This window comes from Streptomyces chryseus (assembly GCF_014650755.1).
Taxonomy (GTDB): domain Bacteria; phylum Actinomycetota; class Actinomycetes; order Streptomycetales; family Streptomycetaceae; genus Streptomyces; species Streptomyces chryseus.
This window is the reverse complement of sequence record NZ_BMVO01000026.1, coordinates 82,212-96,997: the sequence shown is the minus strand read 5'-3', so window position 1 is coordinate 96,997 and position 14,786 is coordinate 82,212. Positions and strand designations below refer to the sequence as shown.

The window sequence follows — 14,786 nt, the reverse complement described above, 5'->3', positions numbered from 1 at the left end:
TAAGCTCCTGGCCACAGCCAGTTGATCACTTGTGTTGCAACGACCCCTGGAATTCGCCACCCGCCCGGCCCCGGCCCCTCAGCGGGCAGGCGCCCCCACGCCCTCTCCGGCCGGCCCCCCGGGCAACCGCACCGCGAAGACCGTGCGCCCCGGTGCGCTCTCGACCGTCACCTCACCGCCGTGCGCGCGCACGACCGCCTGCACGATGGCGAGACCCAGCCCCGTGGACCCGGCCCCGGTGCGCACTCCCGTACCCGTACCCGCCCCCACCCGCGCCCGCGCCCGCGCCCGCGCCCGCGAAACGTCTCCCCGCGCGAAGCGTTCGAAGACGTGCGGCAGCAGCTCCGCCGGAACGCCCGGCCCGTCGTCCCGTACCTCCACCACCGCCCAGCCGCCGCCCCCGCACCGCACCGCCGCCGTGACGGTGGTCCCCGGCGGGGTGTGGGTGCGCGCGTTGGCCAGCAGGTTCACCAGAACCTGCTGGAGCCGGGCCGGATCACCGCGTACGACGACGGGGTCGTCCGGCAGTTCCAGCCGCCAGACGTGCTCCCGCCCGGCCACCCGCGCGTCGCTCACCGCGTCCACGACCAGCGGCGACAGATCGGTGCTCTCGTACGTCGACGACAGCGGACGCCCCGCGTCCAGCCGCGCCAGCAGCAACAGGTCCTCCACCAGCCCCGTCATCCGCGCCGCCTCCGACTCGATCCGCCCGAGCGCGTGACGGGTGTCGGGCCCGGTCGCCTCGTGCCCCCGCCGGGTCAGCTCGGCGTACCCCCGGATCGAGGCGAGCGGCGTACGCAGCTCATGGCTCGCGTCGGCCACGAACTGCCGCACCCGCGTCTCGCTCTCCTGGCGCGCGGCCAGCGCCGAACCGACGTGCCCCAGCATCCGGTTGAGCGCCGCGCCGACCTGCCCCACCTCGGTCCTCGGGTCGGCCTCCTGGCCCCGTACCCGCTCGTGCAGCGCCACCTCACCGCTGTGCAGCGGCAGTTCGGAGACGCGCGTCGCCGTCGCGGCGACCCGCCGCAGCGGGCGCAGCGCGACACCCACGAGGGCCGTCCCCGCGAGCCCGGCGGCCACCAGCCCGGCGGCCGTGACGCACACCTCGACGACGATCAGCGTGCTGACCGTGTCCTGTACGCCGCCGAGCGGGAAGCCCAGGACGACCGAGCCGTCGGGCGTGGACGCGATCCGGTAGTCGCCGAGTCCGGGAACCTCCACGGTGTGCGGTCCGGCGTCCCGCTCGACCGGGCCGAGCGCCCGCGTCTGCGCGGCGGACAGCGCCGCCAGGTGCCCCTCGGGCCGCGCCCCCGGCGCTTCGACGCTCTTCGCACTCGTCAGGACGGTCCCGTCCGCCGCGACCCGGCCGCCGACGGTCCCCAGCGGCTGTCCGGGCGCTGCCACGAACTTCAGCTCCTGGCCGGCCGCCGACCCGTCGGGGTCGCGCTCGGCCCGCCGTACGGACGACATCAGCTGGGCGTCGAGCTGGTGCTCCAGGTACGAGTGCAGCGCGATCGCCGTCACCGCCCCGATCACCGCCGCGACGACCGCGATCAGCGCGAGGGCCGACACCACCAGGCGGGTCCGCAGGGACACCGCACGCTCACCCACCGGGTTTGATCAGGTATCCCGCGCCGCGCCGGGTGTGGATCATCGGCGGGCGGCCGACGTCGATCTTCCGTCGCAGGTACGAGATGTAGAGCTCGACGACGTTCGCCTGGCCGCCGAAGTCGTAGCTCCACACCCGGTCCAGGATCTGCGCCTTGCTGAGCACCCGGCGCGGGTTGCGCATCAGGAAGCGCAGCAGTTCGAACTCGGTCGCCGTGAGGTGGATGCCCTCGCCGCCCCGCGCGACCTCGTGGCTGTCCTCGTCCAGCGTCAGGTCCCCGACGACCAGCAGCGACTCGTCCCGTACGGCCACGGCCGCCGTCCCGGAGCGCCGGATCAGCCCGCGCAGCCGCGCCACGACCTCCTCCAGGCTGAACGGCTTGGTGACGTAGTCGTCGCCACCCGCCGTGAGGCCCGCGATCCGGTCCTCGACGGCGTCCTTGGCCGTCAGGAACAGCACGGGGACGTCGGGCAGTTCGCCGCGCAGCCGCCCGAGCACCGCGAGGCCGTCCATGTCCGGCAGCATCACGTCCAGGACGACGGCGTCCGGCCGGAACTCGCGCGCGCAGCGGATCGCTCCCGCGCCGTCGCCGGCGCTGCGGACGTCCCACCCTTCGTAGCGCAGCGCCATCGACAGCAGCTCGGCGAGCGGCGCCTCGTCGTCCACCACGAGCACCCGGACGGGCCCGCCGCCGGGTCTGAGCATCTGGGTACGCATGGGACCAAGGCTGCGCGGCGAGGCTGAGAGCACCCTTTCCCGTTCCTGTGAATCCCCTGAGAATGCGTCCTCCTCAGGGGGCATCACAGGCCGAAGAGCCGCCGCGCGTTCCTGTGGCAGACGGCCCGCAGCCAGTCGTCGCCCAGGCCGAGCCGCTCCAGGGCGTCCAGCTGGTGCGCGTAGCCGTACGGGATGTTGGGGAAGTCGGTCCCCAGCAGGATCCGGTCGCCGAGGTCCGCCAGACGGCCCAGCTCGGCCGTGGGGAAGGGTGCGAAGCGCTCGGAGAAGTCGGTGAACGCCATGGTCGTGTCCAGCCGGACCTCCCCGTACCGCTCGGCCAGGCCGAGGAAGTCGGCGTACTCCGGCATGCCCATGTGCGCCACCACGAGCCGCAGCCGGGGATGCCGCGCGAGCAGCCGGGCGACCGGCTCGGGCCCGGTGTGCTTGCCGGGGGCGGGGCCGGAGCCGCAGTGCGTGACCACCGGGATCCCGGCGTCCGCGAGGAGCCCCCACACGGGGTCGAGCAGCGCGTCGTTGACGTCGTACGCCCCGACCTGGAGGTGCGCCTTGAAGACCCGCGCGCCGCTCTCCACGGCCCGGCGCACGTACGCGGTCACCCCCTCCTCGGGGAAGAGCGTCGCCGTGTGCAGGCACGCGGGGGTACGGGCCGCGAAGCCGGCCGACCAGTCGTTGAGCCAGGCCGCCATCCCCGGCTTGTGGGGGTAGATCATCGAGGTGAAGTGCCGCACGCCGAACTGCCCGAGCAGCGCGACGCGTTCCTCCTCCTCGTGCCGGTAGGTGATGGGCCACGGCATCCCGGTCATCGGCCCGACGGCATCGAAGTACGCCCAGACCTTCCGGAGCACCCGCTCCGGCATGAAGTGCGTGTGTACGTCGATGATCCCGGGCAGCCCGAGCCGCTCCCAGAAGCGCCGGACACCCGCCGCCTCACCGACACCCGCCAGAGCGCTCTCGCCCTCGCCCGCGCCGACGCCCGCCAGACCGCTCACCCCCGCACTCTCGCCCTCGCCCCCGCCGTCGCCCGCGCCCCCGTACGCGCCGGTCGCCGCCTCAGCCCCGCTCAAAGCCGTAGCTCCGTTCCACCTTGGCGACATGCACGGTGTAGCTGTCGTACCAGTCGTCCCGGCCCCGCTGCTGCGCGGACCGGTGCTCCGCGTTCCGCTGCCAGGCGCGGATCGCCTCCTCGTCCCGGAAGTACCCCACGGTGATCCCCAGCCCGCCCGGCGTCCGGGCGGACTCGTACCCGAGGAAGCCGGGCACGTCGCGGACGAGCTCGTCCATCCGCAGGGCGGCCCCGCCGTACCCCTCGGCTCCCCCCTCCTGCCTTCTCACCGAGGTGAATACGACCGCGTGGTAGGGCGGTTCATGCGCTGCGAACGGTCTGATGTCCATGGTGATCACCTTCCGCCGCCCACGTGCCCCCGGTCCAGACGTATGGCCGTACGGGATCCGAGTCTTGACCCTCCGGTCAGAAAAGCCCGCCCTGCACGCCCCGCTCCATGCTCTTCACCGGCACGCTCACGCCCGCCGCCCGGCCGTCCGCGCCGGCCAGCTCCCAGCCGCTCATCAACCGGGTGTCGAGCACCACCACCCCGCCGTCCGCCGTCCCCAGGTGCAGGTCGGGTCCGGCGGCCGCCAGCAGCCGCCCGGCGACCACCGCGTCCGGCGCCAGTTCGGTCACCACGCCGGTCATCGGCCGCAGCCCTTCGAGGCCGAACGCCCCGGCGTGGTCCACCGCCTCGAACGGCGCCCGCTCCAGGGACTCCGGCCACCCCGCGAGCGCTCCGGCCCGCCGGTGCCACTCCTGGATCTCCCGCGCCCGCTCGGTCCGCGCGGGCAGCGCGGCCCGTACCGCCCTCTTGTCCTTGTACGCGATCCGGTCGGGCACCCCCAGCGCCGCCCGCAGCAGCTCCTCGGTCCGCCGCGCCGCCATCAGCGGCCCGCGCCCCAGCCAGGTGAACGTCACGGCCCCCTGCTCCAGCAGCCGCGCGGACCCGCGCTCGTCGGCCGTGATCCCGACCTTGACCATCCCGGGGCCGAACCAGGCCAGATAGACGGCGTACGGCCGGGGATCGTCGGCCATCGTGTCCGCCGCCACCGACCGCGACCGGTCCAGCCGCGCGCACTCCGCACACTGCCCGCCACTGCTCCGCCCCGGCACCACGGCGCGCAGCGGACACCCGCCCCGGCGCGCCCCCACGCACCGGCGCTCCGCACTCGCGACCCGGAACGCGACGTCGCCCCCGTAGGTCAGCTCGCTGACGCGCCGGACGTCCTCCCGGACCGCCCCGCCCCCGTACCAGCCGAGCGCCGGCCGCCCCTCCGCCCACCGCAGACCACCGCACAGCCAGCCCATGCAGGCAGGCTAACGGCCCCCACTGACAACCGGCCCGCGACGACCGCCGCCCCTCAGACCGACGCCTCGTCGTTCCTCGCCTGGTCGGCGATACGGCGCTTCGCGTCGTCCCAGCCGATCGGCAGCTCCGTGGCCGGCACCTCCCAGAACGTGAACGTCGAGACCCGCATGGTCGCGCGCAGCCCGGTCATGATGCCGCGGTGCGGTTCGGCCCTCGCGTACGCGTAGAGCGCTTCCCGGCTCTCCCAGGCGGAGAGCGTGTAGAAGACGCGCTGCGTCGGCCGGGCGATGAGCGATGCCCCGTACGCTCCCGGGGCGGACCGCACCTGCCACCACGCGGCGAGGGACTTCCAGAAGAACCGGGGCACGTCCCGCAGGGACCGCACCTCGAACCGGGAGGCCATGACGACGGCGCGAGCGTGCGGCGAAGCGGCGTGGGGAGTGGTCCAGGGGAGCGTCGGCATCGTCCATCTCACCTTCGTGGATGCTGCGGGGCGGCTTCACAGAGCCGCACCCGGCAATCTTGTCACTGTCCAGATTAGAGCCCACGCCACGCCCTGGCCAGCGAACAGCCAGAAAACGCACCTCGACGAGCCGGCGCCGGACTCCGGGAGCACATCGGCGAGTTGCCCGGAGGGTTTCGGACGCGGGATCGTACGACCATGCCCGAGGCCCCTGATGTTGAGACTGCGTGGACATGGCTGGTGGAGCGTCGGCCCATGACCCGAGGCTCGTTCGACGACGCGCTGCCGCCCGTCGCGGCTGCCGCATACGCGGAGCCCGCGCTGCGCGGTCTCTTCCCTTTCCACACCCACGGCACGCTCAAGTTCCTCCGCAGCGCTCCCCCGTGGTGCGGGCCTCCGGTTGATGACCTGCCGTACATCGTGCTGGGTGAGCCGCCGTACAGCGTCTACACGGCCGGTCGCACGAGCCTCGGAGAGGTGGCAACGGCTGAGGACGCCGTCGCCCTGGTGGTGGCTCACCTGCCTCCGGATCCGGGCGACGAGGCAGCGGGCCAGCACTCTTGAAAACCGTCGTGGCAGCGGTGTCACCGTGGATCCGCATCCCACACCCACCGCGCCGAGAGCAGCGAGAACGGCCTCTGACCAGGCACGATGGTCAGGGGCCGGCTTGCTGTGCGGGTGCGTGCCCGTCGCTGTGGTTCCCCGCGGCTTCCCGCCCGATCCGTCACGGGTGGGGCACGCTGGTCACTGCCACCAGTTCAGCGGCTCTCCCTCCGGTCCGAACACGTTGCTGAATCCCCATTCGAGCACCACGTTCACACTTGCCGCCCACGTGTCCATCACTGCCTCGACGGCGGGGAATCCGGCAGCAACCGGCACCGTCACCACGATGAAACGCCGGTCGGAAGGCGCCTCCACCAGGCCGTCGAGGGGGGCGAAGGCGTTGATCAGGGATTCCAGCGACTCAGCAGCAAAGGGAGGCTCGCCGAATGCTTGGACGCAGAGGTTCGGGCCTCGCCGCTCGATCTGGAACAGCCCGTCGGCATCGATCTTCAGCAAGTCGCCCGCCGCGCAGCCCTCGACCATGCCGGGGCTGCCCAACAGCTCATAGCTGCCGGGCCCGACCGCCCTGGCAGGAAGCGTCTCGAACACCGGCCTGCCGGAACTGGTGGAGCCAACCCGAAGTGCCACGTGGCAAGGGTTGGAGTACGCCGGGCTCTCGATGCTCATCCCAGCATGCTCGCAGAGGCTGCCCGAGGCCGGTGGAGCGGCCGTCGCCAGGTCCGGGACCTGACGTGGAAGTCGGCCGGGCGACCGGAAAGCGCCGGGGATCTCCGGTAGGACAGCCACGCCTGATCTTCACCACCCGGAACACCCGTCACACGTGCGGCTCACTCCTGGACGCCCCTTCGCCACCACACGGGAAACACCAGAGGCCCTCAGGATTTCTCCTGAGGGCCTCTGGCCTGCTGTGCACTCGGCAGGATTCGAACCTGCAACCTTCTGATCCGTAGTCAGATGCTCTATCCGTTAAGCTACGAGTGCTTGGCGTTCCGGGCTTTTTCTGCCCCGTCGGCGTTGCGAGAACAACATTACATGACCTGCGCCGTGACGCGAAATCCATTGGCCGCACCCGTGCTGAGCTGCGGAAACGACCTCCAGGCGGGCATGGAACGACCGAAGCCCCGGTCCGTGGACCGGGGCTTCGGTGATCAAGCGCGGAGGCGGAGGGATTTGAACCCTCGATGGGCTTTAAGACCCAAACCGCATTAGCAGTGCGGCGCCATAGACCGGACTAGGCGACGCCTCCAGCACACTCTCTCGCCTGCGCGAGTGGGTGCGTGCAGATGATGACACAGCCTTGCGGGATGCCACCAATCGCAGACCACGGTACTAGGCGGTCGGGTGCCAGGGCAAAGTCTTACCGGTTGCGCAACGCCGGGCTCTGCGGAGCGTTAGAGAGTGCGGGGCACTCCCGCCCCCTCTTGAACCTCAGGAGCCTCCATGCTGCGCCGTCTCACCCTCACCGCCGCCGCGTCCTTCGCCGCACTGTCCGCCGCCGCCCCCGGCGCCTCCGCCGCGGCCGCGCCGATCCCGCTCCCCGTGCTCCAGGAAGTACTCCAGAACACGGCCGACACGGACGACAAGGCGCAGGACACGCAGGACCGGCTGACCGTGACGACGGCCGAGACGGGGAACCGCGCCGCCAACGGGACGTACGAGCTGACCTGCGGGCCGGCCGGCGGCACGCACCCGGAGCCGCGGGCCGCCTGCGACCGGCTCAAGGAGCTCGCGGGGGAGGACGGCGACCCGTTCGCGCCCGTGCCGCAGGACCGGATGTGCACCCACCAGCACGGCGGCCCGGCCACCGCGCGGATCACGGGTACCTGGAACGGGCGAAACGTCGACGCGAAGTTCAATCAGGGCAATGGCTGCGAAATCTCCCGCTGGCGCCAGATGGAGCCGGTGCTTCCCAGCGTGCGTTGACCGCTTCGCGCGGGCCCGCCCCGGTGACCGCCGCGGGGCACTCGTACCTGGTCAGGGCATACGCCGCCGCGTCCGATGTGCCCCCATGCGCACACCACCTTGATGAGAGCTCCCCCTCATCCGCCGTCGCGGGCATGTCCCCTGCCTTTAGACTCCCTCCAGTGACAGCTTGCGGCCCGAGGGGCAAAATGAGGCCGGCTGTCGGCAAGGTGCAGTAGTTCAGGGAGGAACCGTCGTCGTGAGCAGCAGGCCATCCCGAGGCGCTGCTCGCCTCGCAGCGATACTCGACGCACTTCCTGACGGGCTGTTGCTCGTCAACTGCAACGGCACCGTCGTCAATGCCAACACCATCGCCCTGGAGACGTTCGAGTCGCCCGGCACCGGACTCGTCGGGCGCGGACTGCTCGACCTGCTGCCGACGTTCGACTCGAAGCTGATCCCCGGATCGATGCGGCGGGCCGACGGCGCGGACGATCAAGGGCGTACGAAGCCGACCCGGATGATCGCGCGGCGCACGGACGGGACGGAGTTCCCGGTCGAGGTGACCAGCGCGAACCTGGAGGACGGCCGGGACGCCTACGCGTCCCACACCGAGCGCTCCGGCTACACCGGCGACGAGCTGCTGATGCTCGTCGTCCGCGATCTTTCCGGGACCGTCGACACCGAGGCCGAACTGGCCCGCTCCCAGCGCCAGACCGAGATGATCCTGCGCGCCGCGTCCGAGGGTGTCGTCGGGACCGACACGGACGGACGCGTCGTCCTGGTCAATCCGGCCGCCGCCCAGATACTGGGTTACCGCGCGAGCGACCTCGGCGGCAAGGAGCTGCACCCCCTCGCGATCCACTCGAAGGCCGACGGCACGGCCTTCCCGTACGAGGACTCGCCCCTCGCCGACACCCTCAAGTCCGGGCGCAAGCACCGGGTGCGCGGGCAGGTCCTGTGGGCGAAGAACGGCAAGCCGGTCGCCGTGGACCTCACCACCGCTCCGGTACGGGACGGCGACCAGCTGGTCGGCGCCGTGATGACCTTCACCGACCGCCGGCCGTACGACGAACTGGTCGAGAAGCAGGCGGAGGTGCTCGACCGCGAGACCAAGCGGTACGAGGAGATGGCCGGGCGGCACGCCCAGCTGACCGCCGTACTGGGCGACTCGCTGCGCGGGCCGCTGGAGGAACTGCGGGGCGAGCTGGGGACGCTGGCCTCCGACCCGGCCGGGCAGCTGTGGCCCGAGGCGAACCAGATCCTGCATCACCTGGCGGCCGGATACGCCCGTATGACCACTCTTGTCGACAATGTCCTGGGCTTCCAGCGGCTGGCGGCGGGCACCGAGCAGCTCGACAAGCAGACGGTCCTGCTGGACGGCGTCGTGGCGGCCGGTGTCGAGGGCGCGATCGAACTGATCGGCCCGGGGCGCGCCCAGTTCGCGGTGCACGCGCCGCCGATCGAGGCCGAGGTGGACGCGGGTCGGCTGGCGACGGCGCTCGCGCACCTCGTCGCCGACGTGGCGGGGATCGACTCGACGGGCAAGGCCCCGACGGCGGCGCCCGGCGGTGGCTACGCGGACTCGACGATCGTGGTCGCGGCGGCGCAGCGCGGCGAGGTCGTACGGATCGAGGTGCGCGGGCCGTACGCCGGGGGCGACCCGGTGCACGAGCCGATCGTGCGCGGCATCGTGGCGGCCCACGGCGGCGTACTCCAGACGCACGAAGTGCCGGGTATGGGCGGGAACGCGTACGTACTGGAGGTGCCGCTCGGGGCGGGCTCCGGGGCGATCGCTCCGCCGCAGGGCAAGCCTTCCGTTCCTGACCCGGTTCCGGTGCCGGCGCAGCAGTCGGCTCCGGCGGACGGCGGCGGGCGGCGGGCACGGCGCTCGTCCACGGACGCCTTCCTGGAGCCCGACGGCAAGCGCGACGCGGGCGCCGACGGCGAGGCCGCCGCGCCCACCGGGCGACGCCGGGCGCGCCGTGGCGGGCCGGGCGAGGCGGGGCCGCAGGAGCGCATTCCGGCGCAGGCGGCGGGGGAGGGGGCGGAGGCTTCCGGCGCCGCGTCCGGTTCCGGCTCCGGTGGTACGGGGCGCAGGCGCGGGCGGCCGAGTCCCGGCGAGGACGGCGGCGAGGGACGTACGGGCGGCGGTGGCGCCGTGGAGCTGCGCGCCGCGCTGCCGGCCGCCGCACCGCCCGGTGCTTCGGGCGCCGTCTCCGAGGGCTCCGTCGTCACGGCGTCCGAGGGGGCGCACGGTACCGGGCGCGCGGCGCTCGGGGAGACGGTGCCGCCGCAGGGCGTGCCCGTCGACGGACCGGGGTCCGGCCGGCGTGCGCGTCGCGGCGAGGGCGTGGCGCACGACAATGTGCCCGCGCTTCCCGCGTTGCCCTCCGCACCGAGCGCCGGGAGCGAGGCTCCGCAGCAGCAGCCTTCCGGGCGCCGTGCGCGCCGGGCGCTCGCTCCGGCGCAGGAACGGTCCGAGGCGCCCCGCAGCCCGTTCGCGCTCCCGCCGGCCGACGCCGACCGCGTGCCGCCGACCGCAGGTGTCGCGGACGCCTCGCTGCCGGGCCGCCACGACGCCGTACGCACCGCTCCGGACACCGACCACACCCCGCCGCAGCCGCACCCCGCTCCCGCTCCCACGGGGCGGCGCAGGGCACGCGGCGACGCCCCGCAGAACTGGCCGGCGAACGGCACGCCGGGTCCGGCCGGGTTCCCGGCGGCCGCCGGGCACGACAGCGGCGCCGTCTCCGTACCTCCGAACTGGTCGGCCGCCCCCGGCGGAGCCACCGCGACGACCACCGGCACGACCCAGACCTGGCCCGCCCCCGGCTTCGCCGCCGCGGCGACGGACGTGGCCGAGAACGAGGCCGAGGGAGTCGGCACCTCGAACACGAACGGTGCGATCGGCCTGAGCGGCGCGCCGGAGGCGGCGGGTCCGCTGGGCGCGGCGGACGCCCCAAGCAGCCCCGTCGGCCCCAACGGCCCCGTAAGCCCCAACGGCCTCGTCGGCCCCCACCGCGCGATGAGCCCGGCGAGCGGTCCGACGGGCGCGGCCGGTCCGAGAGCCGCGCACACGTTCAACGGTGCGCCGGGTGCGGCGACCGGCCCCGACAGCGCTGCCGCGTCCACCGGTGCGCCCGGCCCGGACAGCGGGCCCGGCCCCCGGGGCGCGGCCGGACCGAACGGCTCGACCGGCTCGCACGCCGGGACCGGCCCGGACGGCCCCGGCGACGCGGCAGGTTCAGGCGTCCCGAACGCCGCCGCCGGCCCGAACGCGGCGACCGGCCCCCACGACGTCGCACCCGCACCCCCCGCCCCGGCCCAGCAGCCCCGCACGGCCCAGCCGTTGCCGCCCGCCCAGCCCCTGCCCGCCGAGGCGCCGGCGACCGGGCACACGCCCCCGCCGGCCGCCGACTCCACCCAGGGCCGGGCGTTCAGCGTGCGCACCCTCGGGCAGGGCATGCCGTTCGCCCAGCAGGTCGCCCAGCAGCAGAACCAGACCCTGGGCTCCGGGCGGCGCCGCAAGCTCGCCGCCGTACGACCGGAGACGCAGCCGTCCACGCCCGCCGAGGGCACCGCGACGCAGGACGCCGCCGAGCCCGGCGCCCGGCCGCACCCCCAGGGCCAGGGCCCGCTCCAGCAGCGGCTGTCGGCGCAGGCCGAGGGGCGGGCGTACGCCATAGGGGCACCCGACGAGGGCTCCGAGGGCCCCGAGCCGCTGGACGGCCCCAACGGCGCCGTCGAGGTGGCCAACCGCCCCCAGCCGCTGCCCGTCGACGACGAGCTGCCCCCCGAGCCGCTCGACAACCCGCGCCGCCTGCTGGTGTGGCCGGCCCCGGACGTCTCGACGCAGCAGGCGCTGAGCGACCGCGGCTACCGCCCGGTGATCGTGCACTCCCGCGAGGAGGTCGACGCGCAGATCGCGGCGTTCCCCGCCGCGCTGTTCGTCGACCCGCTGACCGGGCCCATCACCCGTACGGCGCTGCAGTCCCTGCGCCAGGCCGCGGTCGCCGCCGAGGTCCCCGTCCTGGTGACGGCCGGGCTCGGGCAGGCGACGCGTGAGGCGGCGTACGGCGCCGATCCCGCCGTACTGCTGAAGGCCCTCGCGCCGCGCGACAGCGAGCAGCATCCGTCGCGCGTCCTGCTGATCGAGGAGCACGAGGAGATCGCGCTCGCGCTCACGGAGACGCTGGAGCGGCGCGGCATGCAGGTAGCGCGCGCCGGGACGGACACCGAGGCGGTCACGCTGGCGACGCAGATGCGGCCGAACCTGGTGGTGATGGACCTGATGCAGGTACGCCGCCGCCGCGCCGGAATCGTCGACTGGCTGCGCGCGAACGGCCAGTTGAACCGCACGCCGCTGGTCGTCTACACGTCGGCCGGACTGGACGCGGGCGAACTGCACCGGCTGGCCTCCGGGGAGACCGTCCTGTTCCTCGCGGAGCGCTCGACGAGCGCGGAGGTCCAGGGCCGGATCGTGGACCTGCTCGCGAAGATCGGCACCAACTGAGCCGTCGACACCACGCACTGAAGGGGCCCCGCGCCGTTGCGGGGCCCCTTCAGCGGTTCCGGGAAAGGCGGGAGGAACGGCGTCAGAACTTCGTGACGTCCAGCTCGCCGTCCGCGTACTGCTTGCGGATCACCTTCTTGTCGAACTTGCCCACGCTCGTCTTGGGCACGGCCGGGATCAGCGCCCACCGCTCCGGCAGCTGCCACTTCGCGATCCGCCCGGAGAGGAAGGCCCGCAGCTCCTCGTAGTCCGCGGTCGCGCCCTCCTTCAGCACCACGGTGGCCAGCGGCCGCTCGCTCCACCTGTCGTCCGGCACGGCGACGACCGCCGCCTCCGCGACGTCCGGGTGGGCCATCAGGGCGTTCTCCAGCTCGACGCTGGAGATCCACTCGCCGCCCGACTTGATCACGTCCTTCGCCCGGTCGGTGAGGGTGAGGAAGCCGTCGGTGCTGATGACGCCGATGTCACCGGTCTTGAGCCAGCCGTCCTCGCTGAACTTGTCGGCGGGCCTGAAGTCCTCCCCGGCCGCGCCGCCGTAGTAAGACCCGGCGATCCAGGGGCCGCGTACCTCCAGCTCACCGGCCGACTCGCCGTCCCAGGCGAGGGTCTCGCCGGCGGGCCCGATCAGGCGCGCCTCGACACCGGCCGGGAAGCGGCCCTGTGTGACGCGGTACGGCCACTCCTCCTCGGGGGTGAGTCCCGCCGGCGGGTGGGCCATGGTGCCGAGGGGGGAGGTCTCCGTCATGCCCCAGGCGTGGCACAGGCGCACCCCGAGCTTGTCGTACGCCTCCATCAGGGCCGGCGGGCAGGCCGCGCCGCCGATGGTGACGCTCGCCATGGAGGAGAGGTCGCGCGGGTGGGCGGTGACCTCGGCGAGCAGGCCCTGCCAGATGGTGGGGACGGCGGCGGCGTGCGTCGGCTTCTCCCGCTCGATCATCTCGGCGAGCGGGGCGGGCTGCAGGAAGCGGTCCGGCATGAGCATGTTGATGCCGGTCATGAAGGTGGCGTGCGGCAGCCCCCAGGCCATGACGTGGAACTGGGGGACGACCACCAGGGTGGTGTCCTTGTCGGTGAGGCCCATCGACTCGGCCATGTTGACCTGCATGGAGTGCAGGTAGAGGGACCGGTGCGAGTAGACGACGCCCTTGGGGTCGCCGGTGGTGCCGGAGGTGTAACACATGGCCGCGGCGGCGCGTTCGTCCAGCTCCGGCCAGTCGTACGTGGTGGGGCGGTCCGCGATCAGGTCCTCGTACTCGTGCACCCGCGGCGCGCAGCCGTCGAGCAGCGAGCGGTCGCCCGGACCCGAGACGACCACGTGCTCGACGGTCTTCAGGTGCGGGAGGAGCGGCGCGAGCAGCGGCAGCAGCGAGCCGTTGGCGATGACGACGCGGTCGGCGGCGTGGTTGACGATCCACACCAGCTGCTCGGGGGGCAGCCGCAGGTTGAGCGGGTGGAGCACGGCGCCCATGGAGGGGATCGCGAGGTACGCCTCCAGGTGCTCGGCGTTGTTCCACATGAGGGTGGCCACCCGCTGGTCGCCGTCGACCCCGAGTTCGTCGCGCAGTGCGTTCGCGAGCCGTGTGGCGCGCTCGCCCGTCTCGGCGAAGGTGCGGCGCTGCGGCTCCTCACCGGTCCATGTGGTGACCTGTGAGCGACCGTAGATCGTCATCCCGTGCTTCAGGATGCGGGTCACGGTCAGTGGTACGTCCTGCATGGTGCTCAGCACGGCGTCCTCCCGGTGGGCGCTACGCGGCAGTAATAAGGGTGGCCTGATTCTGCGCACGTACCAAGCGGTATGTCACTAGTTCCGGGCGTACGAAATCCGCCGCGCCCGCTGAGCCGTCAGCGCACGGGGGCGAGTTCCGGGTCGTCGCGGAGCTTGCCGAGGGCGCGCGAGACGGCGCTCTTGACCGTACCGACGGAGACGCCGAGGACCTCGGCCGTCCGGACCTCGCTGAGGTCCTCGTAGTAGCGCAGGACGACCATGGCGCGCTGGCGGTCCGGCAGCTTCATGACCGCCCGCCACATCGCGTCGCGCAGTGCCTGCTGCTCGGCGGGGTCGGCCGCCGGGCCGGTGGCGAAGGCGGCGGCGGGCTCGGGCAGCTCGTCGGTGGCGTACTCGTCGACCTTGCGCTTGCGCCACTGGGAGGTGCGGGTGTTGATCAGGGCGCGGCGTACGTACCCGTCGACGGCCCGGTGGTCCTCGATGCGGTCCCAGGCGACGTACGTCTTGGTGAGCGCCGTCTGCAGCAGGTCCTCCGCGTCGCACGGATTGGCGGTGAGCGAGCGGGCGGTGCGCAGCAGTACGGGGCCCCGGGCGCGTACGTACGTGGAGAACGACGGGCAGGGCGTCGGCGTCGCCGCCCTGGTCGCCGCCTTGGTCGCGCTGGTGCAGACAGGCGTGGTCATGGCTCCACGCTAGGAGCGGGGCGCGCGCCGCGGATCGGCCCCAGGTGCCGAAAGTGAGTCCGCCTCAGGTTGTAGGGGCGGGGCCGGCCCCACCTCCTGCGGGTGGAGGGCGCCCGGTCCCGGGTAGGGGGCGCGTCTCAGGGGCGGGGCCGGCCGGGCGGGTGTTCTCGCGGTGTACGGGCCGGTGTGGCCGGGGTGCACTCGCGGTGTACCGGGCGGTGTTGCCGG

At 73.3% G+C, this 14,786-nt stretch carries 12 protein-coding genes and 2 tRNA genes; 3 read left to right on the top strand and 11 right to left on the bottom strand.

Features of this window, described 5'->3' with window-relative positions:
* Nucleotides 1–78: 78 nt before the first annotated feature.
* From IE185_RS28065 to IE185_RS28040, 6 genes are all read right to left on the bottom strand, one after another.
* Nucleotides 79–1,611, bottom strand: a complete 1,533-nt coding sequence (locus tag IE185_RS28065; RefSeq protein WP_373303763.1) for a sensor histidine kinase — start codon at nt 1,609–1,611, stop codon at nt 79–81.
* Nucleotides 1,604–2,326, bottom strand: coding sequence for a response regulator transcription factor (locus tag IE185_RS28060; RefSeq protein ID WP_138899041.1), 723 nt, complete (start codon nt 2,324–2,326; stop codon nt 1,604–1,606). The genes IE185_RS28065 and IE185_RS28060 overlap by 8 nt, the downstream gene beginning before the upstream one ends.
* Nucleotides 2,327–2,409: 83 nt before the next feature.
* Entirely contained in the window at nt 2,410–3,441 is a 1,032-nt protein-coding gene (locus IE185_RS28055) for an amidohydrolase family protein (protein ID WP_189716258.1), read from the bottom strand.
* Nucleotides 3,398–3,739 (bottom strand): antibiotic biosynthesis monooxygenase family protein, encoded by a 342-nt coding sequence (locus IE185_RS28050; RefSeq protein WP_189716256.1) that lies wholly within the window; start codon nt 3,737–3,739, stop codon nt 3,398–3,400. The genes IE185_RS28055 and IE185_RS28050 overlap by 44 nt, the downstream gene beginning before the upstream one ends.
* A gap of 76 nt (nt 3,740–3,815) precedes the next feature.
* Nucleotides 3,816–4,703, bottom strand: coding sequence for a DUF2797 domain-containing protein (locus IE185_RS28045; protein ID WP_189716254.1), 888 nt, complete (start codon nt 4,701–4,703; stop codon nt 3,816–3,818).
* Between the two features lie 53 nt (nt 4,704–4,756).
* The gene (locus IE185_RS28040) at nt 4,757–5,167 is read right to left on the bottom strand and encodes a DUF3291 domain-containing protein (RefSeq protein WP_138898290.1); all 411 of its coding nucleotides are present in this window, start codon (nt 5,165–5,167) and stop codon (nt 4,757–4,759) included.
* Between the two features lie 198 nt (nt 5,168–5,365).
* Between IE185_RS28040 and IE185_RS28035 the strand changes: the two genes are divergently transcribed.
* The gene (locus tag IE185_RS28035; RefSeq protein WP_138898289.1) at nt 5,366–5,731 is read left to right on the top strand and encodes a DUF6193 family natural product biosynthesis protein; all 366 of its coding nucleotides are present in this window, start codon (nt 5,366–5,368) and stop codon (nt 5,729–5,731) included.
* A gap of 180 nt (nt 5,732–5,911) precedes the next feature.
* Here the strand turns inward: IE185_RS28035 and IE185_RS28030 are convergent, their stop codons facing one another.
* The 3 genes from IE185_RS28030 to IE185_RS28020 all read right to left on the bottom strand — a co-directional run bounded on the left by IE185_RS28030 (nt 5,912) and on the right by IE185_RS28020 (nt 6,977).
* The gene (locus IE185_RS28030) at nt 5,912–6,397 is read right to left on the bottom strand and encodes a DUF4265 domain-containing protein (protein ID WP_138898288.1); all 486 of its coding nucleotides are present in this window, start codon (nt 6,395–6,397) and stop codon (nt 5,912–5,914) included.
* A 242-nt stretch (nt 6,398–6,639) separates the two neighbouring features.
* Nucleotides 6,640–6,712, bottom strand: a tRNA-Arg gene (locus IE185_RS28025).
* Between the two features lie 174 nt (nt 6,713–6,886).
* Nucleotides 6,887–6,977: transfer RNA gene (locus IE185_RS28020), tRNA-Ser, on the bottom strand.
* A gap of 194 nt (nt 6,978–7,171) precedes the next feature.
* Here IE185_RS28020 and IE185_RS28015 point away from each other — a divergent pair.
* Both IE185_RS28015 and IE185_RS28010 read left to right on the top strand, forming a co-directional pair.
* Nucleotides 7,172–7,654 carry an SSI family serine proteinase inhibitor gene (locus IE185_RS28015; RefSeq protein WP_138898287.1) on the top strand — a complete coding sequence of 161 codons (483 nt, stop codon included), beginning with the start codon at nt 7,172–7,174 and terminating at the stop codon, nt 7,652–7,654.
* A 238-nt stretch (nt 7,655–7,892) separates the two neighbouring features.
* Nucleotides 7,893–12,149 carry a response regulator gene (locus IE185_RS28010; protein WP_189716252.1) on the top strand — a complete coding sequence of 1,419 codons (4,257 nt, stop codon included), beginning with the start codon at nt 7,893–7,895 and terminating at the stop codon, nt 12,147–12,149.
* Between the two features lie 82 nt (nt 12,150–12,231).
* Here IE185_RS28010 and IE185_RS28005 read toward each other — a convergent pair whose 3' ends face one another.
* Both IE185_RS28005 and IE185_RS28000 read right to left on the bottom strand, forming a co-directional pair.
* The gene (locus IE185_RS28005) at nt 12,232–13,875 is read right to left on the bottom strand and encodes a long-chain fatty acid--CoA ligase (protein ID WP_138898781.1); all 1,644 of its coding nucleotides are present in this window, start codon (nt 13,873–13,875) and stop codon (nt 12,232–12,234) included.
* A 116-nt stretch (nt 13,876–13,991) separates the two neighbouring features.
* Nucleotides 13,992–14,558, bottom strand: a complete 567-nt coding sequence (locus IE185_RS28000) for a SigE family RNA polymerase sigma factor (protein WP_138898782.1) — start codon at nt 14,556–14,558, stop codon at nt 13,992–13,994.
* Between the last annotated feature and the right edge of the window lie 228 nt (nt 14,559–14,786).